We start from the raw sequence: 26,334 nt of genomic DNA on the forward strand, positions 1-26,334 counted from the left end.
GGACGGATCGGCGGCTAGACCGCCTTCGTCACCAGGTTCACCAGGCGCGGCGCCCGCACGATCGCCTTCACGACCTCGCGGCCGACGAGAGCCCGGGCGACGCCGGCCGTGGCCCGCGCCTTCTCCTCGAGCTCGTCGGAGGAGATCTTCGGCGAGACCTCGAGCCGGTCGCGGACCTTGCCGTCGACCTGCAGGATCGCCGTGACCTTCTCCTCGACCAGCAGCGACGGGTCGGCCTTGCGCCACAGCGCGTGCGCGACGGTGCCCTCGTAGCCCAGACGGTGCCACATGTCCTCGGCCGTGTACGGCGCGAACAGGTTGAGAGCCATCGCGACCACCTCGACCGCCTCGCGGACCGCGGGGTCACCCGCCCCGGCGCCCGAGTCGACGACCTTGCGGGTCGCGTTGACGAGCTCCATCAGCCGCGCGACCACGACATTGAACTTGAACGCCTCGATCAGCGACGGGGACTCCGCGAGGAAGCGGTGGGTCTGGCGGCGCAGAGCCGCGTCGCCCGACTTCCACTCGACGTCGGGCCTCGAGGTGACGTCCTTCGCCAGGCGCCAGGCGCGGGCCAGGAACTTCGCGCTGCCGCCGGGGGAGACGTCGGCCCAGTCGATGTCGTCCTCGGGCGGGCCGGCGAACGCCATCGTCAGGCGCACGGCGTCGACGCCGAACTCGTCCAGCTGGTCCGAGAGGCGGACGATGTTGCCCTTCGACTTCGACATCGCCGCGCCGTCCATCTGCACCATGCCCTGGTTGAGCAGCGCCGTGAACGGCTCCGTGAACGACACGTAGCCCAGGTCGAACAGCACCTTGGTGATGAAGCGCGCGTACAGCAGGTGCAGGATCGCGTGCGTCACGCCTCCGACGTACTGGTCGACGGGCGCCCACTTCTCGGCGAGCTTCGGATCGAAGGCCTGCGTGTCGTCCTTCGGCGAGAGGAAGCGGAGGAAGTACCACGAGGAGTCGACGAAGGTGTCCATCGTGTCCGGGTCGCGGCGCGCGGGCGAGCCGTCCACCGGGTGCGGCACGTTCACCCAGTCCTCCGCCGCTCCGAGCGGCGACGAGCCCTTCGGCTGCAGGTCGAGGCCGTCGGTGGAGGGCAGGACGACGGGCAGCTGGTCCTCGGGAACCGGCACGAGCTCGCCGTCGGCTCCGTGGATGATCGGGATGGGGGTGCCCCAGTAGCGCTGACGGGAGATCAGCCAGTCGCGCAGGCGGTAGTTCTTGGCCGAGCGGCCGCGGCCGCGCTCCTCGAGCATCCTGATGACGCGCTCGATGGCGGTGCGCTTGGAGAGCCCGTCGAGCGGCCCGGAGTTGATCAGGCGGCCGTCGCCGGTCAGCGCCTCGCCGGTCGTGGCGGGGTCGAGCGAGTACTCCTTCTCGAGCGCGGCCAGCTCCTCCGGGTCCTCCGGGATGACCGGGATCGCCCCGGTGACGGACGCGTTGGTGTCGACGACCACGCGCACGGGCAGGTCGAAGGCGCGGGCGAAGTCGAGGTCGCGCTGGTCGTGCGCGGGCACGGCCATGACGGCTCCGTGGCCGTAGTCGGAGAGGACGTAGTCGGCGGCCCAGATCGGCAGCCGCTCGCCGTTCACGGGGTTCACCGCGTAGCGGCCGAGGAACACGCCGGTCTTGGGGCGGTCGGCGGTCAGGCGCTCGATCTCGCTCGACTTCTGCACCGTCTCGAGGTAGCTGCGGAACGCGTCGCGGATCGCGGGCTCGGAGCCCTCGACCAGCTCGGAGGCGAGGTCGGAGTCGGGCGCGACGACCATGAAGGTCGCCCCGTAGAGCGTGTCGGGGCGCGTGGTGAAGACGGTGACGCGCTCGTCCCGGCCCTCGATCTCGAACTCGACGTCGGCGCCGATGGAGCGGCCGATCCAGTTGCGCTGCATGGCGATGACCTTCGACGGCCAGGAGCCCTCGAGCTGGTTCAGGTCGTCGAGCAGGCGGTCGGCGTAGTCGGTGATCTTGAAGTACCACTGCGTGAGCTTCTTCTTGACCACGACCGCGCCGGAACGCTCGGAGGTGCCGTCCGCGAGGACCTGCTCGTTCGCCAGGACCGTCTGGTCCACCGGGTCCCAGTTGACCCAGCTGTCCTTGCGGTAGGCGAGGCCCTTCTCGTACATCTTGAGGAACAGCCACTGGTTCCACTTGTAGTACTCGGGGTCGGAGGTGTGCAGCACGCGGTCCCAGTCGAAGGACGCGGCGTAGCGCTTCATCGAGCGCTTCTGCTGCTCGATGTTGTCGTAGGTCCAGGTGACCGGGTTCAGCCCGCGCTTGATCGCGGCGTTCTCGGCGGGCAGGCCGAAGCTGTCCCAGCCGATCGGGTGGAGGACGTTGAAGCCCTGCTGGCGCCAGTAGCGCGCGATCACGTCTCCGAGCGCGTACGCCTCGGCGTGGCCCATGTGCAGGTCGCCCGAGGGGTACGGGAACATGTCGAGCACGTACTTGCGGGGGCGCTTGTCGTCGGGGTCGTCCGTCGCGAACGGGCGCGTCTCCTCCCAGATCGGGAGCCACTTCTCCTGGAGCGCTCGGAAGTCGTAGCGCTCCTCGTCGCTCGCGCCGGTCTGCCGGGAGGTGTCTTCTGCCACAGGTGCTTCTCACTTCTGAAGGAGGGGGAGAACGCGCACGCGTGGGCGGCTGCGTTCGACCATCAACCCTACTGGCCCCGCGCGCACGGCAGACGAACGCGGCGCCCGCTCACTCCTCGGCGGCGCCCAGCACCGCGAGGAGCGCCCGCGCCTTCAACCGCGTCTCCTCGACCTCCTCCTCCGGCACCGAGAGCGCGGTGATGCCGCCGCCGGTCCCCAGGCGGGCGCGCTCGCCGTCGAGCACGAGGGTGCGGATGGTCATCGCGAGGTCCAGCGAGCCGTCCGAGCCCAGGCGGCCGAAGGCGCCGGAGTAGACGCCGCGGGGACCGCCCTCCCACTCCCGCAGCAGCTCCACCGCCCGGCGCTTGGGCGCTCCCGTCATCGAGCCGGCCGGGAAGAGGGCCGCGATCAGCTCGGCGATCCCGACGCCCGGCGCGCGGCGGGCCGAGACCTCGCTGACCAGCTGGTGGACGTGCGGGTAGCTCTCCACCTCGAGCAGGCGGTCGACGACGACGGAGCCGGGGGCGGCGATCCGGGCGAGGTCGTTGCGGACGAGGTCCACGATCATCACGTTCTCGGCCCGCTCCTTCACGCTCGACACGAGCTCGTCCCGGAGCGCGCGGTCCTCGTCGGCGTCCCGGCCCCGGGGGCGCGTGCCCTTGATGGGATGCGTGGCGACGCGTCCGTCGGCCCCGCCGGTGAGGAACCGCTCGGGCGAGGCGCTGACCAGCGCGAGCGGGCCGAGGCGGATCAGCCCGCCGTGATGGCTCGGGCTGGAGCGGCGGAGGCGACGGTACGCCTCGACCGGATCGAACCGGCCCTCGACGACGATCTCGTCGGTGAGGCAGAGCTGGTAGGCGTCCCCCGCGCGGATGGCCTCCTGGCAGCGGCCGATCAGCGCCGTGTACTCGGCGGCGGAGTGGCGGCGGACCGGGTCGCCGGCGGGCTCGGGATCCGCGGGGTCCGCGGGTGCGGGCGCGCCGACGAGCTCGAGCAGGCGCGCGGTGAGCTCCTGCACGTCTCCCGTGGCAACCAGGCGGACGGTCCGGGTGCCGTGGTCGAACTCGAGCACGGGGTCACCCCGGAGAAGGGCGAGGGCGGGCGGATCCGCGGGGCCGGTCGGCGCCGAGGACAGGGAGACGGAGGCGGCTCCCGCCTCGTAGGAGATCCAGCCGTAGCGGCCGAGCGCGCGGTCGCCCGCGGGGGCCTCGTCGTCGACCGCGGCGAGCGCCGCCGCCACGTCGCCGCCGGCCTCGACGAGGAGCACGTCCTCGCGGGCGCACGCGCCGAGGTAGGAGCGGCCGCTCGTCGCTCCGAGGCCCGAGTCGAGCCAGAACGACGCCTCGGCCGTGGCGAACAGGGCGTGGTGCGCGAGCTCCGGATCGACCCAGGGCAGCTCGACCGAGCGGACGTGCCGATCCTCCGAGACCACTGGGCTAGCGTAGGCGGTCGTGGACGGCGAGCAGGTTCGGGAGTGGGACGGGCGGGCCCTGACGAGCGTTCCCGAGCCGCCCGGCACCTCCCTGGACGCGGCCGACTCCTGGCTGGTGGACGAGGGCCGGGTCCGCGGACTCGACCTGCACCGCGAGCGGTTCGCCGCCTCCGTCGCCTCGGCGGGCGGGCACCCGGACGTCGAGCCGTTCCTCGACGCCGCGATCGCCGCCCTGCCCCGCGAGGGCCGCTCCTTCCCCCGCGTCGAGCTCTCGGGAGGCGCCCTGCGGCTCCGGCTGCGACCCGCCCCGCCGACGACCCGCTCCGTGGTGCTGTGGACGAGCCCGGTGGATCCGCGCCGGACGCCGTCCTGGAAGGGGCCGGACATCGCACGTCTGGCCCTCCTCCGCACGCGCGCTCACGCCGCGGGAGCGGACGAGGCCGTGCTGCTCGACGCCGACGGCGCCGTCATCGACGGCGCGAGCAGCGCGATCCTGTGGTGGCTGGGCGACGCACTGGTCGTCCCTCCGGCGACGAGCACCCGCGTGCGCAGCGTGACGGCTCGCACGGTCTCGGTGCTCGCCGGCGCGCTCGGCGTGGACGTGATCGAGGCCCCGGCCGAGCCGGAGTCGCTGGAGGGCCGTGAGGTCTGGACGGCCAACGCCCTGCACGGTCTCCGGCTGGTGACCGCCTGGGTGGACGGACCGGCGCTCGCCGCGGAGCCGGGTCGCCTGGACGCCTGGCGGAAGCGGCTGGACGCTCTCAGGCGGCCCCTCCCGGCGCTCTGACCCGCGGAGGACCTCAGCTCCCGCGCGTCCCCCAGACGGAGGGCCCCCGTTCCGGTCGCACTCGGGCGTCGGCCGTGCGAGCATCGAGTACCCCCTCTCCCGGCCCCCGCCGGCCACTCGAGAAAGTCCTGCGATGACGCGTTCCCCCTCCCCCCGCCCCCTCGCCTCCGGGCTGATCGCGCTCGTCGCGACCGGCGCCCTGCTCTTCGGCGCGACCCCGGCCCTCGCCGCGGAGAACCCGCAGAAGCCCCTGTCCTCCTCCGAGGAGGCGCCGACCGGCCTCGCTCCCGCGAGCGAGTCGCCCGAGGCCGCCCAGCAGACCGCCCGCGCGGCCGTCAGCTACTACAACGCCCTCGTCGGCGGCGAGGAGCTGGCCGCCGGACAGCGGATCGTCTCGGGCACGAACGGCTACTCGTTCCGGATGCAGACCGACGGCAACGCAGTGGTCTACGACCCGCAGGGCCGCCCCACCTTCGCCACGAACACCCAGGGCCGCGGCGACCACCTGGTCATGCAGACCGACGGCAACATGGTCGTCTACTCCGCCAAGGGCGGCCCCGTGTGGAGCACGAACACGATCAACGAGGCGGGAGCCTCGGTGATCATGCAGCCCGACGGCAACCTCGTCGTCTACCGCGAGAACGGCTCGCCCGCCTGGGCGAGCAGCGTCCGCCGCGTCATCGCCGAGCCGGTGACCGACACGCTGTTCACGGAGCAGACCCTCCGCCCCGTCCACCAGCTCACCTCCGCCGACGGCCGCTTCAGCGCCGTCATGCAGAACGACGGCAACTTCGTCGGCTACGGCCCCCAGGGCGCCGTCTGGGGCACCGGCACCGGCGGCTCCGGCAACCGCATCACCATGCAGAAGGACGGCAACGCCGTCATCTACGGCTCCGACGGCTCCGTCAAGTGGTTCTCGGGCACGCGCGGCAAGGACCTCCGCCTGGGCATCAACAACGCCGGCTCGCTGATCATCGTGAACCCGTCCGACGACGTGATCTGGACCAGCCAGGCCGCCTTCCCCTCGACCACCCTCTACGCGGCGAACTCGCTCGAGGCGGGCAGCTTCCTCCGCTCCGCGAACGGCGTCTACCGAGCGGTGATGCAGGCGGACGGCAACTTCGTCGTCTACGGCAAGAACGGCCCGATCTGGGCGTCGAAGACCACCCGCGCAGGCGGCTTCTTCGCCATCGACACCAGCGGGCAGATCGCCGTGGGCACCGAGACGACGAGCGGATGGTCGGTCGTCCCGCCCGCCGCGTCGGTCGGCCCCTACAAGCTCGTCATGCAGGACGACGGCAACCTCGTCGAGTACGACAGCCGCCGCGCGGTCTGGGCCAGCCGCGGCTGACGCCCCTCCGCCACGACGCCCCCTGGTCCCCGGACCGGGGGGCGTCGTCGTCTCCCCCGCCGTGGGACGATTCCCCCGACCCCGCCGCCCTCCCCGACAGGACCCCTGCGATGACGCACCTCCCCTCCGGCCGCTCCCTGACCGCCTCCCTCGCGGCGCTCGCCGCCACGAGCGCGCTCCTGCTGGGCTCGCTGCCCGCCGCCGCGGTCGAGGCCCCGCCCTCGGCGTCCTCCGCCGTCGCCTCCGCCGCGGTCCTCCGGGCCGGCGAGCAGCTCGCGCGCGGCGAGCGCCTGGTGTCCCCCGACGGCGCCTCCTCCCTCGTGATGCAGACCGACGGCAACGCCGTGGTCTACGCCGCCGGCGGCCGTCCAACCTGGGCCACGGGCACGCAGGGGCGCGGCGACAGCCTGCGGATGCAGGACGACGGCAACCTCGTCGTGTACGCCGCGGACGGGCGCCCGGTCTGGGCGAGCGGCACAGTGGCCGACCCCGGCGGCGAGCTGCGGATGCAGGACGACGGCAATCTCGTCATCTACCGCCGCAGCGGCTCGGCCGCGTGGGCCAGCAGCATCGGCGGCCGGATCGACGAGCCGCGCACCGACACCCTCCGCCGCGGCAGCACCCTCTACGCGGGGAACCGGCTCGCCACCCCGGGAGGCACCACGGCGGTGATGCAGGCGGACGGCAACCTCGTCGTCTACGGGCAGGGCGGGGCTCTCTGGGCGAGCGGCACCCGCGGCCGGGGCAACGTCCTCCGGATGCAGGACGACGGGAACGCCGTGGTCTACACCGCGGACGGCGTGCCCGTCTGGGCCTCGGACACGTCCGGCGAGCCGGGCGCCACGATGGTCCTCCGCGAGGGCGATCTCCGGATCGCGGACGACTCCGGCGTCCTCTGGAGCAGTGCTGCGCTCGTCGTGCGCGACTCGCTCTCCCCGAGCGGCCTCGTCGTCGCGGGCACGCGGCTGACCTCGGCGAGCGGGCAGTGGCGGGCCGAGATGCAGCGCGACGGCAACTTCGTCGTCTACGGGCCGAACGGTGCGGACTGGGCCACGAACACCTCCTCCGCCTCCGGTGCCGACTTCTCGATGAACTCCGAGGGCTGGCTGACCGTGGCCGACTCCCGGAACCTGTGGCTGCAGTTCCCGAAGACCTTCTTCGGCATCGGCTCGAGCGGCGTCGTCGCGCCCTACCGCCTCGTGCTGCAGAACGACGGCAACCTCGTCGAGTACGACGGCCTCGGCCGGGCCGTCTGGGCGAGCCGAGGCTGACGCGAGACGCATGATGGAGGGGTGAGCGACCCCGGCGACTTCATCCGCTCGGCCCTCGAGTACGAGGGCGACGTCTGGCGCGCGCACGACGTGCGCGAGCGCCTGGGCGCAGGGCTGGACTCGACGGGAGCCTCGGTCGGGGCGGTCCGCGGCACCGTCCGCGACGCGCTGAGGAAGTTCCGCTCGCTCGAGCACGACGACGTGACCGCCCTCTCCTCCGAGCTCTGGGAGTCGGCGGTGTTCGAGCCGCGCCTGGCGGCCGTGGTGCTGCTGCAGTCCCGCGCCGAGTGGCTGCGCGGCTCCGACCTCACCCGGCTCGAGGGCTTCGTCCGCGACTCGCGCGTGGACGAGCTGAGCGACCCGCTGGCCCGCGACGTCGTCGCTCCACTGCTGGCCGAGCTGCGCGGTGCGGCGCGGACCCGGGCGGACGCGGTCCTCGACCGCTGGGAGGCGGAGGGCGGGCGCCTGGCGCGCGCGGCCTCCCTGGCGCGGGCCTCGGCCCGGTCGGAGCACGACTGACCGGCCGGTCGGGCGTGCCGACCGCCCTCGCGGAGCCGGGCGTCCCTCAGGCGGCCAGGTGCTCCACGGCCGCCGTGCCGTCCGCCACCCGGATCCGCGTGTCGAACACCAGGCCGGGATCGACGCGGTGCGCGATCAGGACCACCGTCCGCCCCTCGGCGGCGTGGAGCAGATCCCCGAGCAGCGCGTCGGCCACGGGAGCGTCCACCGACGCCGTCGGCTCGTCCAGCACCAGCACGCGGAAGTCGGCCAGGAGTGCGCGAGCGAGCGCGATCCGCTGCGCCTGGCCGCCCGAGACGAGCGAGCCCCGCTCCCCCACCCGCGCGTCGAGCCCGCCGCGTGCAGCGGCCCAGGGCCCGAGCCCGACCCGCTCCAGCACCGCCTCCAGCACGGCGTCGTCGGCCTCGGGCCGCGCGAAGAGGAGGTTCTGCCGGATCGTGTCGTCGAAGAGGTACGGCTGCTGCTCCACGAGCCCGACCTGCTTGCGCACCTCCGCCTGCGGGAGCGTGCGCGCCTCGACTCCGCCCAGGAGGTAGCTGCCGGAGTGGTCGAGGAAGCGCACCAGAGCGTGCGCGAGCGTGGTCTTCCCGGAGCCGCTGCCGCCGGTGACGAGCACTCGGGCGCCCTCCGGCAGGTCGAGCGAGACGCCGCTCAGCGCGGCCGAGTCCGCACCGGGCCAGCTCACCGACAGGTCGCGCAGGACGATGCCGGCGCCCCGGGGAGCCCGAGCGTGCGGGTCCACGTCCGCATCGGTCGCGAGCGCCGGAGACGCCGCCTCCGCGTCCAGATCGGCCAGGCGCTGCGCACTCGAGAGCGCAGCGCGCGCCGCCTGCACGGCGAGCGGCGCGGCCGCGGCGACCTCGAAGACCGCGAGCGGCACGAGCGCGACGACTCCCAGCGCCGGACCGCCGAGGTCGCCGATCACCGGGATCCCGAGCGCGAGGCCCGCCCAGACCGCACCGCCCGAGCAGAGGGCGAGGACGGCCGCGGCCAGTCCGGCGGAGGCCGCCCGTCGTCGCGCCGCCCGGGCCAGCGACTCCTCCGCGCGTGCCACGTCCGCCAGAGCTTCTCCGGCCGCGTCGAAGGCGATCAGCACGTCGAGGCGGGTGACCAGCAGGTTCAGGCGCTCGGCGAGCTCCCCTCGCAGCGGCGCCAGCTCGCGGTCCGCCTGCGCGGAGAGCCGGCCGGCGCCCAGCGCCCCGCCCGCGAAGGCGAGGACGAGCAGCGCCAGCAGCACGGCGCCCATCGCCGGCAGCAGCAGCCAGACGCCGACCACGGAGACCGTCGCGACCACCGCCGCGACGGCCAGCGGCTGCACGACGCGCAGCGGCACGTCCTGCTGGGCGTCGACGTCCGACACCACCCGGGAGACCAGATCGCCGCGGCGCACGCGGCCCAGCCCGTCCGGCGCGACCGGCACCAGGCGCTCGTACACGCCCGCCCGGAGCTCCGCCAGCGCGCGGAAGGCGGCGTCGTGGCCGGTCAGCCGCTCGAGGTAGCGGAAGAAGGCCCGCGCCAGCGCGAACGCCCGCACGCCCACGACGGCCATCGAGAGGAACAGGATCGGGGGCTGCTCGGCCGCGCGGACGATCAGCCAGGCCGAGCAGGCCAGCAGGGCCACGACGGAGGCGGAGGAGAGCAGCCCGAAGGACAGGCCCGGCAGGAAGCGGCGCGGCCCGGGCATCGCGGCACGGAGGACGTCGGAGCGGTTCACCTCGCGACCACCCCCGCGGGCGCCAGGGCGATCACGGTGTCGGCCGCCGCGACGGTCGCGGGCCGGTGGCTGGCGACGACGACGATCGTCCCGCTCTCGGCCAGCGTCCGGAGCCCGGCGAGCAGGGCCCGCTCCGACTCCTCGTCGAGGGCGGCGGTCGGCTCGTCCAGGGCCAGCACGGCGCACTCGCGCTCGAGCAGGCGGTGCACGGCGCGGGCGACGGCGACGCGGGCGCTCTGCCCGCCCGAGAGGCCCGTCCCCTCGGCGTCGAGCCGGCGCTCGGGGTCCACGTCGGCCGCGGCGATCGCCAGGGCCCGCCGCACGCGCTCGGGGTCCGGCGAGAGCGCTCCGAGCCCGACCGTGGACGCGACGCTCCCCGGGAGCAGGTCGGGCCGCTGGCCCGCCCAGGCGAGCGTCGACCGCAGATCCGCGACCGGCGACCCGCCGAGCAGCAGCGTGCCCGAGAAGGGCACGAAGCCCGCGAGCGCGGCGAGCAGCGTCGACTTCCCGGATCCGCTGGGCCCGGTCACCACGGTGATCGACCCGACGGGGAGCACCGCGTCGACAGGAGCGAGCGCCCGCCCGCGTCCGTCGTCGACCGCGAGACCCCGCAGCTCGAGCGCCCCCGTCGCCGCCGGAGCCGTCCCGCGAGGGGGCAGCGCCGCCGCGCGCTCGAGGACGGCGAAGGCGCGGTCCGCAGCCTGCACCCCGTCGGCCGCCGCATGGAACTCGGCACCGACCTGGCGCACCGGCAGGAACACGTCCGGCGCCAGCACCAGGACGAACAGCCCGACGGCCAGCCCCAGTGAGCCGTCGACGAGCCGCAGCCCGATCGAGACGGCGACCAGTGCGACCGAGAGCGAGCCGGCGAGCTCCAGCACGAAGCCGCTGACGAAGGTCACCCGCAGCACCTTCATCGTGTGCACGCGGTAGTCCTCGGTCAGCGCGCGGATCCGCGTCGCCTGCCGCTCGGCCCGCCCGAAGATCTTGAGTGTTGCGAGGCCGCCGACGGTGTCGACGAAGCCGGACGCGAGCGCCTGCAGCCGCTCCCACTGCCGCGCCTGCACGGCCTGGGTCGCCCAGCCGATCAGCACCATGAACACCGGGATGAGCGGCAGGGTCACCACCAGGAACACCGCGCTGAGCGGATCGGCGAGGAAGACCACGAGTGTCAGGAGCGGCGTCGCCACCGCGGTGGCGATCAGCTGCGGGAGGTAGCGGGCGAAGTAGCCGTCGAGGGAGTCCAGTCCGCCGCCCAGCAGCGCGACGACCCCGCCCGAGCCCCCCTCGGAGCGGCCCGCCGGGCCGAGCTCGACCAGTGCGGCGAGGACCGCCTGCCGCAGCTGCGCCTTCGCTCCTGCTCCTCCGCGCACCGCGTTCACCTCGGTCGCCCAGGCGAGAGCCGCCCGCGCCGCGACGACCGCGAGCAGGGCGGCCAGCAGCGGCGCGAGATCGTCGGCGGTCCTCCCGTCGACCGCACCGGCCACCAGCTGCGCCACGAGCCACGCGAAGGCGACGATCGCCAGGGTCCTCGCCAGCGCGAGCACCCCGCCGAGCAGGAGGAACACGCGGGCCGCCCGGGCGTGGCGGAGCAGGCGCGGATCGAGGGGCTTCACGTCAGTGGGCGTCGACCGGGATGTGCGCGCGGCTGATGCGCTTGCGGAAGATCCAGTAGGTCCAGGCCTGGTAGCCGATGATGAGCGGCACGAACACCAGGGCGGTCCAGCTCATGACCGTCAGCGTATAGGGCGAGCTGGAGGCGTTCTCGATCGTCAGCCCGTAGGCGGGGACGTTCGAGGCGGGCATCACCGCGGGGAACAGCGTCGCGAAGAGGGCGAGCACGGCGAGCGCGATGGTGCCGGCCAGCAGCGCGAAGGCGCGTCCCTCCCGGCCCCGCGTGATGGCGAGCCAGCCGCCGACGAGGGTGGCGGCCGCCCCCGCAGAGAGCGCCCAGGAGGCGGTGCTCCCCTGGCCGAGGTTGGTCCAGGCCAGGAAGACCGCGGCGACGACCACAGCGAGCAGCCCCGCGCGGGTCGCCAGGCGGCGCGCCCGCTCGCGGATCTCCCCCTCGGTCTTCAGGGCGACGAAGACGACTCCGTGCGTGAAGAAGAGCAGGAGGGTCGTCGCTCCGCCCAGGAGCGCGTAGGGGTTCAACAGGTCCAGGGCGGTGCCGGTGTAGTTGTGGTCGGCGTCCATCGGGACGCCCCGCACGATGTTGGCGAAGGCCACTCCCCAGAGGAAGGCGGGCACCGCGGAGCCGACGACGATCATCGCGTCGAAGCGCCGCTTCCACTGCGCCTCCGGGCGCTGGTGCCGGTACTCGAACGAGACGCCGCGGGCGATCAGCGCGAGCAGGATGAGCAGCAGCGGCAGGTAGAACCCGCTGAAGAGCGTGGCGTACCACTCCGGGAAGGCGGCGAACAGGGCGGCTCCGGCGACGATCACCCACGTCTCGTTGAGGTCCCACACCGGGCCGATCGTGTTGATCAGCACGCGGCGGTCGGTGTCGTCGCGCCCGAGGAACGGGAGCGACATGCCGACGCCGAAGTCGAACCCATCGAGGACGAAGTAGCCGATGAAGAAGAACGCGACGATCCAGAACCAGAGAACGGCGAGATCCATGGGGGGGTGCCTCCTAGTAGACGGTGCCGACGAGCTGCGGGCGACCGCTCTCCTCGTCGACCTCGGGAGCGTCGTCGGGGCCGGCCTGCGCGGCCCGCTTGATCAGGCGGAACTCGACCACGGCGAGCGTGCCGTAGATCGCGGTGAAGGCGAGCAGCGAGATCAGGACCTCGAGGCCGCTCACTCCGGGCGAGACTCCGTCGGCGGTCTTCAGCAGTCCGAACACGAGCCACGGCTGGCGGCCCATCTCGGTGAAGACCCAGCCCACGATCATCGCCATCAGCGGCAGCGGGGCGGCCCAGATCGCGATCTTCCACATCCACTGCTTCGGCTCGCGGCCCTTGCGGGTGAACCACAGGCCCGCCGCGGCCACGCCGATGGCGAGGACGCCGAGCGCCATCATCCAGCGGAACGACCAGTAGGTGACCCAGATGATCGGCGTGTAGTCGCCGGGCCCGTAGACCCGGGTGTACTGCGCCTGGAGGTCGTTGATGCCCTCGACCGTGCCGGTGAAGGTGTGCGTCGAGAGGAAGGAGAGCAGGTAGGGGATGCGGATCGAGAACAGCTCGCTCGAGCCGTCCGGAGTGCCCCAGGTGAAGACCGAGAAGGAGGCGTCGACGCCCGTGGACGTCTTGTAGAGCGCCTCCGCGGCCGCCATCTTCATCGGCTGCGTGTCGACCATCGCCAGGCCGAGCGAGTCGCCGGTGAACAGGGTCAGACCACCGCTTATGAGCATCATCCAGGCGCCGAACCTCAGCGCGGGGCGCATGGTCTCGAGGTGCTGGTTCCGCGAGAGGTGGTACGCCGCGACGCTGACGATCACGGCCGCCGAGACCATGAAGCAGGCGAAGATCGTGTGCGGGAACGCGGCGAGCGCGACCTTGTTGGTCAGGAGCGCCCAGATGTCCGTGAGCTCCGCGCGGCCCTTGGTCTCGTTGATGCGGAAGCCGACCGGGTTCTGCATGAACGCGTTCGCGGCGATGATGAAGTAGGCCGAGAGGGTGGTCCCCAGCGTGGTCAGCCAGATGGTGGCCAGGTGCAGCTTCTCGGGCAGCTTGTCCCAGCCGAAGATCCAGAGGCCGATGAAGGTCGCCTCGAGGAAGAAGGCGAGCAGGCCCTCGAACGCGAGCGGCGCCCCGAAGACGTCGCCGACGAAGCGGGAGTAGTCGCTCCAGTTCATCCCGAACTGGAACTCCTGGACGATCCCGGTCACGACGCCCATCGCGAAGTTGATCAGGAAGAGCTTCCCGAAGAACTTCGTCAGCTGCAGGTAGTGCACCTTCCCGGTGCGCACCCAGCAGGTCTGGAAGATCGCGACGGTGAGCGCCATGCCGATCGTGAGCGGCACGAACAGGAAGTGGTAGATCGTCGTCAGACCGAACTGCCATCTCGACAGCAGGAGCGGGTCCAGGAGTTCGTTCACAGCTCCGAGAGTAGGTCGGCGGAAGGGGTCCGACGGCCTTCGATCCCAGTACTGGGGCGGATGTGCGGCCTTCCGCGAGCTCCTGGCGGCACCCTTTCCGGGGTGGCCCCGGACGCCCCTCCGAGCGCTCCCGCCGACCGGTCGCTCGACGTCGAGACAGTCCCTCTCGACGTCGAGGGAGTCCACCGCGCGGCGACTGCCGAGCGGGGCTCGCCTCCGTCGGACGCGCCGCCGCCGGCCTCTCGACGCCGAGCGATCAGGCGGGCGACGGAGCGCTGAGACTTCCTCTCACGGGCCTTCAGCGGATTCCCAGGCGCACGTCCGCGAGATCGGCTCTGGGAATCCGTTCACCGCGCGACGCATCGACGGACTCGCCCGGTGAAGAGACTCCCGGGGCCGATGCCGAGGCGCCGTCGGCGGGCGCCCCGCGGTCAGCCGGCGTCGACGCGAGAGCGGGAGCCGGAGAACCAGGCGGGCGCCTGGAAGCCGTACTTCAGCACGGGCAGGTCGCGGGTGAGGCGCCAGTAGCCCAGTGCGGCCGCGACGCCGATCCCGCAGACCAGGAGCGGCACGACCGGCCCGATGACGTCGAGCCAGCGCTCTCCGTCGAAGAGCAGCAGGGCGCTCGTGGCGAGCGAGACGAAGAGGACGTGCACCACGTACACCGGGAGCGTGTTGCGGCCGATGAAGGTGATCCAGCCCGCGCCGCGCCTGGTCGAGAGGAAGCGGGCGACCACGAGCCCGGCGAGGACCGCCAGCACGCTCACCAGGACCAGCCCGATCGTCAGCAGCGGGAAACGGGCGCGGACGGCGAGGATCACGCCGGCGAGCACGAGGAACAGCACGCCGAAGCCGACTCCGCTGAGGATCCCGCGGCGCTCCACGAACGCGATCACCGCGTTCCGCAGGTAGAGGCCGAGCAGGAAGAACATCAGGTAGCGGGCCATGCCGTCCCAGGCGATGTTCCCGGTGCCCTCGGAGGTGCTGGAGCGGACGGCGTACCAGACCACGGCGATCGCGGTCGCGATGCCGATCTGCACCCGCCAGTCGATCCGGCCCTGCGCGAGCTTGGCGGCCACGAAGAAGATCGTGAGCGCGTAGAGGAACCAGAGCCCGTTGTGCGGCATCACCGGCTGGAGGAGCAGCGCGAGCGGGTCGGACTCGTCGGTGCCGCCCGGGTTGGGCACCACCAGGAAGAAGAGGAACCGCACCACGGACCAGAGCAGGAAGGCCCAGACCAGCAGGCTCAGCCGCGAACGCCAGAGCTCCGGCCACGACCGGGTGAGCACGGAGCCGGCGAACAGCCCCGAGGCGAGGAAGAACAGCGGCATCCGGAAGGTGATGAGGAGGAGGTTGATCTCGTTCCACGAGTCGGGGGCGATCCCGGCCGTCGTGGTCCACTGCACGGAGTGGGCCAGGGCGACCAGGATGATCGCGATGCCCTTCGCCGTGTCCACCCAGGTGATGCGTGCGCGTGCCATGAGTCCTCGTCGTGATCGTCCATCGGAAGTCGGCCGGCGGCGACGATGACGATGGCGATGTGCAAGTGTCGCACGGCTGTGCATCCTCTGTGATGTTCTGCGCGGATCCGATCACGGCGATCCGGTGACGGAGAGACGGCCACCGGGTGCGCGGGTCCTCGGACGGCCTCCTCGTGGACGACGCGCCCCCGCCGATGCCGGAGGATCGAGCCATGACTCGAGCGACGCCCTCCGGCTCCGCCCCCGGCCCCCGCCGCATCCGCCTCCGCCTCCTGGTCGCGCTGCTGGTGCTCGCGCTGGTCCTCGCCGGCGCGGGCATCGCCCTCTCGCTCGCCTCGCGGAGCGGAGGCGCGGGCGCTCCGGCCGCGAGCTCCCCCGACCCCGGCCCGACCTCCTCCGTCGACATGGCCGAGCGCGTCGCCGGTCTCGAGAAGCGCTTCGCCGCCGGGTTCCCGCAGCACAGCATCGTCCTCACGGGCAGCTCCACGATCGGCCGCTGGACGACCTCCAAGGAGGACCTGCGTCCGCTCGAGACCTACAACATCGGGATCGGCGGCACGACCGTCGCCGATCACCTCGCGTGGCTGGACCGCATGGTCGCCCCCTTCGATCCCCGCGCCGTGATCGTGTACGTGGGAGCGAACGACATCAGCGGCGAGGAGGGTTCGCGCACCGGCGCCCAGACCGCCGGCGCCGTCGTCGAGTACCTCCAGCGCGTGGAGGAGGTCGCCCCCGACGCCGAGCTGTTCTACGTCGAGATCGCGGAGACGCCCGCCCGCGCCTCCGTCGGCGCCGAGGTCCGCGCCGCCAACACCGCGGTCAGCGCCTACGCCGAGACGGACGACCGCGTCACCTTCGTCCCCACCGCCGACGCGCTCGTCACCTCCGACGGCTCTGTCGACCCCTCCCTCTTCGTCGACGACGGCCTGCACTTCGACGAGGCCGGCTACGCCCGGTTCTCGGAGGCGGTCCGCGCGGTGGTCCTGCCCGCTCTGGAGTGAACCGGCGGGCCGACGCACTGCAGCCCCGCTCGACGTGAGCGGCCCGGGGACACCGCGCCCGGAGCCCCCAGTGTTGACCCTGAAGGGGGACACGGCCCCTCCGCCGCGCGCGCCTATCCTGGCCCCGCGTCATCGCCGACAGCGCCCTCTGCACCGCCGCAGACCGCCGCTCGCTCAGCAGCGCCGACCGTCTCGGAGTCACCGATGCCCCGCTCGAGGATCCGCCCCCGCGGTCTCGCCCTGCTCACCGTCCTGGCGATCACGGCCGCCGCGCTCGTCGCCGGGCCCGCGGGTCCGGCGTCCGCCGCTCCCGTCGTGCCCGTCGGCTTCACCGACTCCCGGGTGGCGGCCGTCCCCGCGCCGACCGCCCTCGCCTTCACGACCGACGGGCGCACCCTCGTCTCCTCGCAGACCGGAGCGATCCGGGTGATCCGCGGAGGCAGCCTTATCGCCACCCCGGCCCTCGACCTGCGCTCGAAGGTCTGCGCCAACGGCGAGCGCGGCGTGCTCGGCCTCGCGGTCGACCCGGCACCGGGCTCGCGCACCGTCGTCGTCTACTACACGGCGAAGGGCTCCGACTCCTCCTGCCCGACCAACGCCGGCGGCACGGTGAACCCCGCGGGAGCCCCGCGCAACCGCGTCTCCTCGTTCCAGCTCGGCACCGACGACCGCATCGACCCGGCCTCCGAGCGCGTCCTCCTCGACGGCATCTACTCCCCCGCGAGCAACCACAACGGCGGCGACCTCGCCATCGGCAAGGACGGCCTGCTCTACGTCAGCGTCGGCGACGGCGGCTGCGACTACCGCGGCGGGGTCGGCTCGCCGGGCGGCAGCGGCTGCGGCGGCCGGAACGACGCCGCCCGCGACCCGAACATCCTGAACGGCAAGATCCTCCGGATCACCCTCACCGGCGGCGTCCCGGCCGGCAACCCCTACCTGGGCACCGGGACCGCCTCCTGCCGGCTCGCCCCGGCCGCCGAGGGCCTGCGCTGCCGCGAGACCTTCGCGAGCGGCCTGCGCAATCCGTTCCGGATGGCCTTCGACCCGAACGCGACCGGCACCGTCTTCCGCATCAACGACGTGGGCCAGGACGCCTGGGAGGAGATCGACCAGGGCGTCGCCGGCGCCGACTACGGCTGGAACACCCGTGAGGGCCACTGCGCGAAGACCGGCTCGGCCTCGAACTGCGGAGCCGCGGCGCCCGCCGGGCTCACCGACCCGGTCCACGACTACGCGCACAGCAGCGGCTGCGCCTCGATCACGGGCGGCGCCTACGTCCCCCGCGGCGTCTGGCCGGCCGCCTACGACGGCGCGTACCTCTTCGGCGACTACGTGTGCGGGAAGATCCGGACCCTCGGCCGCACCGGCGCGGCAGGCGATCTCGTGACCGGCCTCGGCGGCAGCAGTGCCGTCGCCATGGCCTTCGGCCCCTCGCGCGGGACCCAGGACCTCTTCTACACCAGCTACGCGAACGGCGGCGAGGTCCGGCGCCTCGCCTACACCGCCGCGGCGAACCGCGCCCCGACCGCGGCCCTCACCGCCGCCCCCTCCTCCGGCGCGGCTCCTCTCGCCGCGCGGCTGAACGGCTCGGGCAGCAGCGACCCGGAGGGCGGTGCCCTGACCTACCTGTGGTCGTTCGGCGACGGCACCCCCGACCGCATCACGACCGGCCCGACCTTCACCCACAGCTACGCCGCCGGCAGCTGGACCGCGTCCCTCCGCGTCCGCGATCCGAAGGGAGCCGTCTCCGCACCCGCGACGACGAGGATCACCTCGGGCGACAGTGCCCCGACGGTGAGCATCACCGCACCCGCCGACGGAGGGGTGTTCGTGACGGGCCGGAGCTACGGCCTCCGCGCCACGGCGACCGACGCCGAGGACGGCGTCCTGCCCGCCTCGGCGCTCACCTGGACCGTCCAGCGCCGCCACGCTCAGCACACGCATCCCTTCCTCGGGCCGCTGACGGGGAACGACCTCTCCTTCGTCGCCCCCGGCCCGGAGGACCTCGCCGCCGCCGCGGACAGCGACCTCCTGATCAGCGTCACGGCGACGGACTCGAGCGGAGTGTCGACGACGGCGACGCGGACGTTCTCCCCGCAGAAGGTCTCCGTCACCCTGGCCACCGCTCCCGCCGGCCGGACGGTCGTCGTCAACGGCACCGAGGTCGCCGGAGGCACGACCGTCGTCTCGTGGGCGGGCTCGGCCCTCCAGCTGGAGGTCCCGGACCAGACCGACGCGTCGGGCACGGCCTACCGGTTCTCATCCTGGTCGGACGGCGGCGCCGCCTCGCACAGCGTCGTCACTCCCGGGAGCAGCACCACGCTGACGGCGACCCTCGTCGCCGCCGGGCTCCCCGGCGCGCCGACCGCGGTCACCGCCACGGCGGGCTCGGACGGCACGGCGACGCTCGCGTGGTCGCCCCCCGCGGGGACCGGCGGCTCGGCGGTCACCGGCTACCGGGTGTCGCGCGACGGGTCCGACACGAGCGGAGCCGGAGCCTGGAGCGCCGTGGTCGCCGCGACCAAGCGCTCGCAGACCTTCACGAAGCTGGTCCCGGGCCGCAGCTACACCCTCTCGGTGCAGGCGGTCACGGCGAACGGCACCGGCCCGGCGGCCTCCGCGCTCGTCGCCGTCCCCTGACCGCTCGGCGTCCACCGGCCTCCCGGGCGCAGCCCTGCCGCCGCCCAGCCGTGCGCCCCTACGATCGAGCCATGCCGAGCATCCGGAGCCGCCGTCGGCCCCAGCCCTTGATCGAGTCCGCGGCGGGCGGGGGCGCCCGGTGAACGACACCCTCACCGGGATCCTGGACTTCGTCGTCAGCGTCCCCCCGGTCTGGCGGACGCTCCTCGCCGGACTCGCGATCTTCTTCGAGACCACGATCCTGGCGGGCCTCGTCGTCCCCGGCGACACGATCGTGATCGTCAGCGCGACCGGCGTGACCAGCCCGCTGCAGTTCGCGGCGCTGGCCGTCACGGTCGTCATCGGCGCCCTCTGCGGCGAGTCCGTCGGCTTCTACCTCGGCCGCTGGTTCGGGCCGCGGATCCGCGCGTCGCGCCTGGGACGCCGGCTCGGCGAGAAGAACTGGCTGAAGGCCGAGCGCTACCTCGCGCGGCGCGGCGGGTTCGCCGTGTTCCTCTCGCGATTCCTGCCGGTGCTGCACTCGCTGATCCCGCTGACGGTGGGGATGAGCGGGATGCGCTACCGGACCTTCATGGCCTGGACGATCCCGGCGTGCGTGCTCTGGTCGTCCGCCTACGTCGGCGTCGGCGCGGCCGCGGCGGGCAGCTACCGGGAGCTCTCGGAGAGCCTGCACGGCGCCGGCTACGTCTTCGTGGGCGTCATCGTCGTCTTCGCCCTGCTCGTGCTCCTCGGGAAGAAGCTCCTGAACAGAGCGGAGGCGCGTCACCTCGACGAGTGACGCGCCTCCGGGCGTGGATCCGGGGAGGATCAGTCGACGAGACCCGCCGACTTCAGCCACTCGCCCGCGATCGCGGACGCGGACTTCTGCTCGTTGACGCTCTCGGAGTTGAGGGCGACGAGGTCGTCCGCCGTGAGCTTCGCGCTGACCGCGTTCAGCACCTCGGCCGCGTCGTCCGTGATCTTGCTCGAGACGATCGGCACGACGTTGTCGGCCACGAACAGTCCGTCCGGGTCCTCGAGAGCGACGAGGTCGTTCTTCTGGATGTTCGGGTCGGCCGTGTAGACGTTCGCCAGCTGGATCTGGTCGCTGGTGAGCGCGTCGACGGTGGTCGATCCGCCGCTGTCCTCGATCGCCTGGAAGGTGGTCGTGATGCCGTACTTCGACTGCAGGGTGTCGGGCCCGTAGGGGCGCGTCTGCAGCTCGGAGTTGCCGCCGACCACGATCGGGTCGGTGACGTTCTTGAGCGACGCGATGTCGGTCAGGTCCCACTTGTCGGCGAAGGCCTGGGTGACGGTGTACGAGTTCTGGTCGCTGGCCTCAGCGGCGTCGAGGGCGCGGAGGCCGTCGGGCAGCGCGTCGCCGAGCGCGGAGTACACGTCGTCGGCGGTGGTGGCCGTCGCGTCGGGCTCGAGCGCCTGCAGGAGGCTGCCGTCGTACTCCGGGAAGACGTCGATGGATCCGCTCTCGATCTCGGGCAGGTAGATCTCGCGCTGGCCGATGCGCAGCTGGCGGTCGACGGTGAAGCCGTCGTTCTCCAGCGCCTGCGCGTAGATCTCGGCGAGGATCTCGTTCGAGTAGTAGTCCTGCGAGCCGACCACGATGGTCTCGCTGCCCGCAGTCGCACCCGATCCCTCATCGAGCGGATCGCTCGAGGAACACCCTGCCAGTGCCACGACGGCACCGACCGCGAGTGCGCTGAGCGCGACACGGCCCTTCGTGAAATGTGCTGTGAACATTGCTATTTCCCTTCTTCGATGGGGATTCCCATCACCGCGCGTCGTCGGGGCGACGAAGCGCGGGAACCTGTGCGGCCGGCGGTGCCGGCCAGGCCGAGCACGACTCCGCGCGGCACGGCGAGCCGCTGGAGGAGGGCGAAGAGGACCTCGCTGAGGAGCGTCAGCACGATCACCAGGATCGAGCCGGCGAGCATCTGCGGGTAGTCCCCCGACTTCACTCCGCGGAAGATGTACTGCCCGAGGCCGCCGGCGCCGATGTAGTCGGCGAGCGTGGCGGTCGCGATGATCTGCAGCGCCGCCGAGCGGAGCCCGCCGATCAGCAGCGGCAGCCCCAGCGGGATCTCGACCTTCCTCAGGATCTGCCACTCGGTCATGCCCATCGAGCGCGCCGCGTCGATCGTGCGGCGGTCGACCGCCTCGAGCCCGGAGTACGCGCCGGCGAGCACCGACGGGATCGCGAGCACGACGAGGGCGATCACCGGAGCGCCGAGGCCGAGCCCCAGGCTCATCGCCGCGAGGACGAGCACGCCCAGCGTCGGCAGGGCGCGCAGGCCGCCTGCGACCGGCACGGCGATGCCCTTGCCGCGCCCGGTGTGCCCGATCAGGTAGCCGATCGGGATCGCGATAGCGGCCGCGATCACGAGCACCAGCAGGCTGATGCCGACGTGCTGGGCGACACGGGTCGGGATCGCGTAGACCCCGGTCCAGTGCGCGGGGTCGGCGATCCAGGCGAAGGCCTCGGCGATGAGGTTCACGACGTCACCGCCCTCTCGACCGCGACCGGTCTGCGCGAGCGGCGCGTGCGGTCCAGAGCCGTCCAGGGCATGAGGAGACGGCCGATCAGCACCAGCAGTCCGTCGAGCACCAGCGCGAGGACGATCGTGAGGACGATGCCCGTGACGATCTCACCGGTGATGCCGCGCTGGAAGCCGTCGGTGAAGAGCAGGCCGAGGCTCTGGATCCCGAGCACCGCGCCGACCGTCACCAGGCTGACCGTGCTGACCGTGACCACGCGCAGGCCCGAGAGCAGGACCGGACCGGCCAGCGGGAACTCGACCCGCCAGAAGCGCGCCCAGCCGGAGTAGCCCATCGCGGTCGCCGACTGGCGGACGTCGTCCGACACCGCGCCCAGTGCGTCCGAGGTGGTGCGGACCATCAGCGCGACGCCGTAGAGGGTGAGACCCGTGATCACGTTGGCGGTCGAGCGGAGCGGGATGCCCAGCAGGACCGGCAGCAGGATGAACATGGCCAGCGAGGGGATGGCGTAGAGCACGCCGAGCCCTGTCAGCAGGGTGCCGCGGCTCCAGCGGTAGCGGTTCGCGAACCAGCCGAACGGCAGCGAGACGAGGAAGCTGAGCAGGATCGGCGGGACCGACAGGGCCAGGTGCGCCAGCAGGTTCGCGACGATCGCGTCCGTGTTGTTGACGACCCAGTTCACGCGGCGGGGCCGTCCTGCGCGCGCAGCACTCCGGTCGGGCGCCCGTCGCCGTCGACCACGATGCGGGCGCCGTCGCGCTCCTCGATCCGGAGCGAGCGCTTGCCGCGGTCGGCACCGACGAAGCCGGCGACGAACTCGCTCGCGGGGTTCGCCAGGATCTCGGCGGGCGAGCCCTTCTGCGCGATCCGGCCGCCCTTCTCGAGGATGACGACCTGGTCGCCGAGGAGGAACGCCTCGTCGATGTCGTGGGTGACGAAGACCACGGTCTTGTCGAGCTCGTCCTGGAGCCGCAGGGTCTCGCGCTGCAGGTCGGCGCGCACGAGAGGGTCGACCGCGCCGAACGGCTCGTCCATCAGCAGGATGTTCGGGTCGACCGCCAGGCCGCGCGCCACCCCGACGCGCTGCTGCTGGCCGCCGGAGAGCTGGCTGGGGTACCGGGCGGCGAGCGCACGGTCCAGTCCGACCGTGTCCATCAGCTCGAGCGCGCGGGCGTGCGCCTGCTTCTTGGCGACCCCGTTCAGCCTCGGCACGGTCGCGATGTTGTCGATGACCTTGCGGTGCGGCAGGAGGCCGGAGTTCTGCATCACGTAGCCGATGCGGCGGCGGAGCGCGACGGCGGGCAGGGACGAGATGTCCTCGCCGTCGATCTCGATGGTGCCGGAGGTCGGCTCGATCATCCGGTTGATCATGCGGAGGATCGTGGTCTTCCCGCACCCCGAGGAGCCGACGAAGACGGTCGTCTGCCGGGAGGGCAGCACGAGCGAGAAGTCGTCGACCGCCCGCGTGCCGTCCGGGTACTGCTTGCTGACGTTGCGGAACTCGATCACGAGGCCGCCCGCCGTCCGGCGGTGTGCGCGCCGATCTGTCCCTGGTCCACGACTGTGCCCGCTCTCGCTCCGCGCGTCCGGCCGTTGCACGGCCCGCGGCCCCGAACGGGGCCAGGCGGCAAGGAAAACACCAATAGCAGCCGCCTGCCAACCCGGACCGCGAAGTGTTGCGGGATGTTCCGGGAGCGACTAGGGCCTTGACAGTCCTAGCCGGTCAGGACTCCTCGACGGCTCCGTAGTGCGAGGTCATGTAGTGGCGCAGCAGCGAGCGGCTCTCGTCGATGAAGCGCTGGTCGCCGTTGGGGTCGATGAGGAACGCGCGCGTGAGCAGCGCGTCCGCGACCTCGATGGTCACCTCGAGGCGGAAGGACAGCTGCGCGCCGCCCGGGAGGCCGTACTCGGACGCGAGGATCTCGGCGAAGCGGCGGGCGAAGAAGCCGGCCTCGAACGCCTCGCCCGCGACCTCGGGGGCGTGGATCGTGTCGACGAAGCGGATGGAGCGGAAGCCCGGCTCGTTGCGGTGCATCTCGCAGAAGGCGTCGATCGCGCAGTCGACCGCGCCCCACCAGTTGCCCGGGTGGGTGTCGCGGATCTCGGTGATGACGCGGCGGCGGAAGCGCTCGAGGGCCCGCTCGCGCAGCGCCTGGAGGACGGCGATGCGGTCCGGGAAGTAGCGGTAGACCGTGCCGATCGCGGCTCCCGCGCGCTCGGCGACCATCGCCGTGGTCAGGCGGTCGAAGCCGACCTCGTCGACGACGGCGGCCGCCGCGTCGAGCAGCGAGGCGAGACGGGCGGCGCTGCGCACCTGCACCGGCTCGTTGCGGACCTGGGACGATTCACCGAACGGTCGATCGACGAGGTTTCCAAGAGGCACGGCGGGCTCCTTCGGTCGTGGTTCCTACAATCGTACGCACGGCGACCGCCGGTCGGGGTCGTCTCATCGAAAGTCCCTCGTGTTTCGCGCCCCCGGAAGGGCGACGGCTCCGCGGGTCCGATCCACCCGGGAGAAACCATGTGCGGACGCTTCGTCCTCTCGCAGACCACCGCCGACCTGGTGGCGCTCTTCGACATCGACGAGCCGGGCGCCGACCTTCCGGAGCCGTCCTGGAACATCGCGCCGACCCAGCGGATCGCCGTCGTCGCGGAGTCGATGAAGGGGGTCGAGGAGGGCAGCCCGCCGCGGCGTCGGCTCGCCGGAGCCCGCTGGGGCCTGGTGCCCCGCTCCGCCGCCGACCCGTCCGCGGGGCCGCCGCTGTTCAACGCGCGGATCGAGTCCGTCGCCGAGAAGCCGTCGTTCCGCGAGTCCTACGCCTCCCGGCGCGCGATCGTGCCCGCCTCGGGCTGGTACGAGTGGCGGGTCGGCGCGGACGGGGCGAAGGCACCCGTCTACGTCTCGCCGGGCGAGGGCTCGCTCCTCCTGTTCGCCGGTCTCTACGAGTGGTGGCGCTCGGCCCAGCCGGGCTCTCCGTGGCTGCTCTCGGCGACGGTCCTCACCCGCCCCTCCGCCGGGCCGCTCGCCGAGGTGCACGAGCGGATGCCCGTGCTGCTGCAGCCGGAGCTGATCGAGGACTGGCTGGACCCGGCGTCCCCCGGGGACGGCGAGCTGCTGCGCGCGGCCGCCGAGGGCGCGGCCGAGCTGGCCGAGGAGCTCGAGGTGCACGGCGTCGGCGCGGCCGTGGGCTCCGTCTCGGCGAACGGCCCCGAGCTGATCGAGCCCACCGGAGGCTGACGATCGCGTGAGAGCGCGATCTGCGGTCCGGCATCCGGTCTGACAGACTGGGCGGATGCCGCTGACGCCCGAGAGCAAGCCCCTGAGCGCAGGCAAGGCGGAGGTCATGCACCGCGCCGCCCGCCTCGAGGACCGACTCCACTCCTTCCGGATGAGGCGCGTGAAGCGCAAGGGCTACGTCCCGAGGGTCATCCCCTACACCGGCTACGGCTCGACGACGCAGCTGCGCGTCCTGGCCCGCGTCCTCTACACGCGGCCGACCCCTCCCGGGGTCGAGGAGGTCCGCCCCGTCGAGGGCGTGCGCGGCTGGCGGAGCTTCACCAGCGTCTTCGTGAGCGGGGCCGTCGTGACCGTCGAGGCCGACGGGCAGACCCACCGGGTGACGGCCGACCGCGGCGGAGTCGTCGACGCGGACCTCCCGATCACGCTCGAGCCCGGCTGGCACACCATCACCTTCTCGACCGCGGGCTCGAAGCCCGTCGAGGCGCCCGTGTTCATCGTGCGTCCGGAGGCGCGGCTGGGCGTCGTGTCGGACGTGGACGACACGGTGATGGTCACCGCGCTCCCCCGCCCCTTCGTCGCCGCCTGGAACACCTTCGTGCTCGACGAGCACGCCCGGATGCCCACGCCCGGCATGGCGGTCTTCCTCGACCGCTTCGCCCGGCAGTACGAGGGCTCCCCGGTCATCTACCTCTCCACCGGCGCGTGGAACGTCGCCCCGGCGCTCACCCGCTTCCTCTCGCGGCACCTGTACCCGGCCGGAGCGCTCCTCCTGACCGACTGGGGCCCGACGCACGACCGCTGGTTCCGCAGCGGCAAGCAGCACAAGGAGATGAACCTCCGGCGACTCGCGGCCGAGTTCCCGGACGTGCGCTGGCTGCTGGTCGGCGACGACGGGCAGCACGACGAGGAGATCTACTCCGACTTCGCGGACGAGCACCCCGACAAGGTCGCGGCGATCGCGATCCGCCAGCTCTCCACCGGCGAGGCGGTGCTCGCGGGAGGCCGCTCCAAGGCCGAGGACCGCTCCCTGACCAGCGGCACGACCTGGGTCTTCGCGCCCGACGGCGCGGGCATCTCCGAGCAGCTGACGGAGCTCGGCATCCTCTGATCCCGCACCGGCTCCGGGAACGACGGAGCCGTCCGCTCCCCGGGGGGAGGGACGGCTCCGGTCGATCGGCTCGGACTACGCCTGGTGGGCGGCCTGCAGGTCGAGGGTGATGGTGACCTTCTCGCCGATGAGCACGCCACCGGTCTCGAGGGCCGCGTTGTAGGTCAGACCGAAGTCGGTGCGGTCGATGGTCGCCTTGGCGGTGAGGCCGGCCTTGTAGTTGCCGTAGGGGTCGGTGCCGAAGCCGCCGAACTCCACCTCGAAGGTGACGGGCTTGGTGGTGCCCTTGATGGTGAGCTCGCCGTCGACGAGGAAGTCGTCGCCGTTCGGGCGGACGGCGGTCGAGACGAAGTGGATCTCCGGGTACTTCTCGGCCTCGAAGAAGTCGCCGGTGCGGAGGTGGCCGTCGCGGTTGGGCTCGTTGGTGTTGACGGAGGCGACCTCGGCGGTGGCCTCGACCTTGGAGTCGAGCGGGTTCTCGCCGGTGGTGAACGTGGCGGTGAAGCGCTCGAACTTGCCCTTGACCTTGCTGATCATCAGGTGGCGGACGCTGAACGCGACCTCGCTGTGGGTGGGGTCGATGACCCAGGTGCCGGCCTTGTAGCCGGGGATGGTGACGGTGTCGGTCATGGTTTCTCCTCGAGTGTGACGGTC

At 72.6% G+C, this 26,334-nt stretch carries 22 protein-coding genes; 9 read left to right on the forward strand and 13 right to left on the reverse strand.

Annotated elements, in window-relative coordinates:
- Window positions 1-14: 14 nt before the first annotated feature.
- On the reverse strand, window positions 15-2,597 hold the full coding sequence (gene leuS / locus GSU40_RS09740; protein ID WP_104225642.1) for a leucine--tRNA ligase: 2,583 nt from the start codon (window positions 2,595-2,597) through the stop codon (window positions 15-17).
- A 109-nt stretch (window positions 2,598-2,706) separates the two neighbouring features.
- Window positions 2,707-4,029, reverse strand: a complete 1,323-nt coding sequence (gene pabB / locus GSU40_RS09745) for an aminodeoxychorismate synthase component I (protein ID WP_160034771.1) — start codon at window positions 4,027-4,029, stop codon at window positions 2,707-2,709.
- A 19-nt stretch (window positions 4,030-4,048) separates the two neighbouring features.
- Between pabB and GSU40_RS09750 the strand changes: the two genes are divergently transcribed.
- The 4 genes from GSU40_RS09750 (at window position 4,049) to GSU40_RS09765 (ending at window position 7,957) form a co-directional block, all read left to right on the forward strand.
- Complete coding sequence (locus tag GSU40_RS09750) at window positions 4,049-4,816, forward strand: aminotransferase class IV (RefSeq protein ID WP_244229441.1); 768 nt, start codon at window positions 4,049-4,051, stop codon at window positions 4,814-4,816.
- A gap of 133 nt (window positions 4,817-4,949) precedes the next feature.
- A complete protein-coding gene (locus tag GSU40_RS09755; protein ID WP_160034774.1) occupies window positions 4,950-6,167 on the forward strand; it encodes a hypothetical protein in 1,218 nt (405 codons plus the stop codon).
- 110 nt (window positions 6,168-6,277) lie between these two features.
- Window positions 6,278-7,438, forward strand: coding sequence for a hypothetical protein (locus GSU40_RS09760; protein WP_160034776.1), 1,161 nt, complete (start codon window positions 6,278-6,280; stop codon window positions 7,436-7,438).
- A 21-nt stretch (window positions 7,439-7,459) separates the two neighbouring features.
- Window positions 7,460-7,957, forward strand: coding sequence for a DNA alkylation repair protein (locus GSU40_RS09765; RefSeq protein ID WP_160034778.1), 498 nt, complete (start codon window positions 7,460-7,462; stop codon window positions 7,955-7,957).
- Between the two features lie 46 nt (window positions 7,958-8,003).
- Here GSU40_RS09765 and cydC read toward each other — a convergent pair whose 3' ends face one another.
- The 5 genes from cydC to GSU40_RS09790 all read right to left on the reverse strand — a co-directional run bounded on the left by cydC (window position 8,004) and on the right by GSU40_RS09790 (window position 15,197).
- Entirely contained in the window at window positions 8,004-9,671 is a 1,668-nt protein-coding gene (gene cydC, locus GSU40_RS09770; RefSeq protein ID WP_160034780.1) for a thiol reductant ABC exporter subunit CydC, read from the reverse strand.
- A complete protein-coding gene (cydD, locus tag GSU40_RS09775; protein ID WP_160034782.1) occupies window positions 9,668-11,287 on the reverse strand; it encodes a thiol reductant ABC exporter subunit CydD in 1,620 nt (539 codons plus the stop codon). The genes cydC and cydD overlap by 4 nt, the downstream gene beginning before the upstream one ends.
- A gap of 1 nt (window position 11,288) precedes the next feature.
- On the reverse strand, window positions 11,289-12,293 hold the full coding sequence (gene cydB / locus GSU40_RS09780; protein WP_160034784.1) for a cytochrome d ubiquinol oxidase subunit II: 1,005 nt from the start codon (window positions 12,291-12,293) through the stop codon (window positions 11,289-11,291).
- Window positions 12,294-12,306: 13 nt separating this feature from the next.
- Window positions 12,307-13,716: a cytochrome ubiquinol oxidase subunit I gene (locus GSU40_RS09785; RefSeq protein ID WP_160034786.1), complete on the reverse strand. Its 1,410-nt coding sequence runs from the start codon at window positions 13,714-13,716 to the stop codon at window positions 12,307-12,309.
- A gap of 431 nt (window positions 13,717-14,147) precedes the next feature.
- Window positions 14,148-15,197: an acyltransferase family protein gene (locus GSU40_RS09790; RefSeq protein ID WP_160034788.1), complete on the reverse strand. Its 1,050-nt coding sequence runs from the start codon at window positions 15,195-15,197 to the stop codon at window positions 14,148-14,150.
- A gap of 212 nt (window positions 15,198-15,409) precedes the next feature.
- Here GSU40_RS09790 and GSU40_RS09795 point away from each other — a divergent pair, with 212 nt between their 5' ends.
- From GSU40_RS09795 to GSU40_RS09805, 3 genes are all read left to right on the forward strand, one after another.
- On the forward strand, window positions 15,410-16,198 hold the full coding sequence (locus GSU40_RS09795; RefSeq protein ID WP_146083679.1) for a GDSL-type esterase/lipase family protein: 789 nt from the start codon (window positions 15,410-15,412) through the stop codon (window positions 16,196-16,198).
- Between the two features lie 204 nt (window positions 16,199-16,402).
- The gene (locus tag GSU40_RS09800) at window positions 16,403-18,838 is read left to right on the forward strand and encodes a PQQ-dependent sugar dehydrogenase (RefSeq protein ID WP_160034790.1); all 2,436 of its coding nucleotides are present in this window, start codon (window positions 16,403-16,405) and stop codon (window positions 18,836-18,838) included.
- Between the two features lie 139 nt (window positions 18,839-18,977).
- Window positions 18,978-19,616, forward strand: a complete 639-nt coding sequence (locus GSU40_RS09805) for a DedA family protein (RefSeq protein WP_104223112.1) — start codon at window positions 18,978-18,980, stop codon at window positions 19,614-19,616.
- Between the two features lie 29 nt (window positions 19,617-19,645).
- Here the strand turns inward: GSU40_RS09805 and GSU40_RS09810 are convergent, their stop codons facing one another.
- From GSU40_RS09810 to GSU40_RS09830, 5 genes are all read right to left on the reverse strand, one after another.
- Window positions 19,646-20,575 carry an ABC transporter substrate-binding protein gene (locus GSU40_RS09810; protein ID WP_104223111.1) on the reverse strand — a complete coding sequence of 310 codons (930 nt, stop codon included), beginning with the start codon at window positions 20,573-20,575 and terminating at the stop codon, window positions 19,646-19,648.
- A 2-nt stretch (window positions 20,576-20,577) separates the two neighbouring features.
- The gene (locus GSU40_RS09815; RefSeq protein WP_160034792.1) at window positions 20,578-21,330 is read right to left on the reverse strand and encodes an ABC transporter permease; all 753 of its coding nucleotides are present in this window, start codon (window positions 21,328-21,330) and stop codon (window positions 20,578-20,580) included.
- A complete protein-coding gene (locus GSU40_RS09820; protein ID WP_104223109.1) occupies window positions 21,327-22,013 on the reverse strand; it encodes an ABC transporter permease subunit in 687 nt (228 codons plus the stop codon). Before GSU40_RS09820 ends, GSU40_RS09815 begins: the two co-directional genes overlap by 4 nt.
- Window positions 22,010-22,840: an ATP-binding cassette domain-containing protein gene (locus GSU40_RS09825; protein WP_104225631.1), complete on the reverse strand. Its 831-nt coding sequence runs from the start codon at window positions 22,838-22,840 to the stop codon at window positions 22,010-22,012. Before GSU40_RS09825 ends, GSU40_RS09820 begins: the two co-directional genes overlap by 4 nt.
- Before the next feature lie 214 nt (window positions 22,841-23,054).
- A complete protein-coding gene (locus GSU40_RS09830; RefSeq protein ID WP_104223107.1) occupies window positions 23,055-23,714 on the reverse strand; it encodes a TetR family transcriptional regulator in 660 nt (219 codons plus the stop codon).
- Window positions 23,715-23,852: 138 nt separating this feature from the next.
- Here GSU40_RS09830 and GSU40_RS09835 point away from each other — a divergent pair, with 138 nt between their 5' ends.
- Both GSU40_RS09835 and GSU40_RS09840 read left to right on the forward strand, forming a co-directional pair.
- Entirely contained in the window at window positions 23,853-24,569 is a 717-nt protein-coding gene (locus tag GSU40_RS09835) for an SOS response-associated peptidase (protein ID WP_160034794.1), read from the forward strand.
- Between the two features lie 55 nt (window positions 24,570-24,624).
- On the forward strand, window positions 24,625-25,680 hold the full coding sequence (locus GSU40_RS09840; protein ID WP_244229442.1) for a phosphatase domain-containing protein: 1,056 nt from the start codon (window positions 24,625-24,627) through the stop codon (window positions 25,678-25,680).
- Between the two features lie 75 nt (window positions 25,681-25,755).
- Here the strand turns inward: GSU40_RS09840 and GSU40_RS09845 are convergent, their stop codons facing one another.
- Window positions 25,756-26,310: a YceI family protein gene (locus GSU40_RS09845; RefSeq protein WP_104223105.1), complete on the reverse strand. Its 555-nt coding sequence runs from the start codon at window positions 26,308-26,310 to the stop codon at window positions 25,756-25,758.
- Window positions 26,311-26,334: the final 24 nt, after the last annotated feature.

The organism is Rathayibacter sp. VKM Ac-2805 (genome assembly GCF_009834265.1).
GTDB lineage: Bacteria > Actinomycetota > Actinomycetes > Actinomycetales > Microbacteriaceae > Rathayibacter.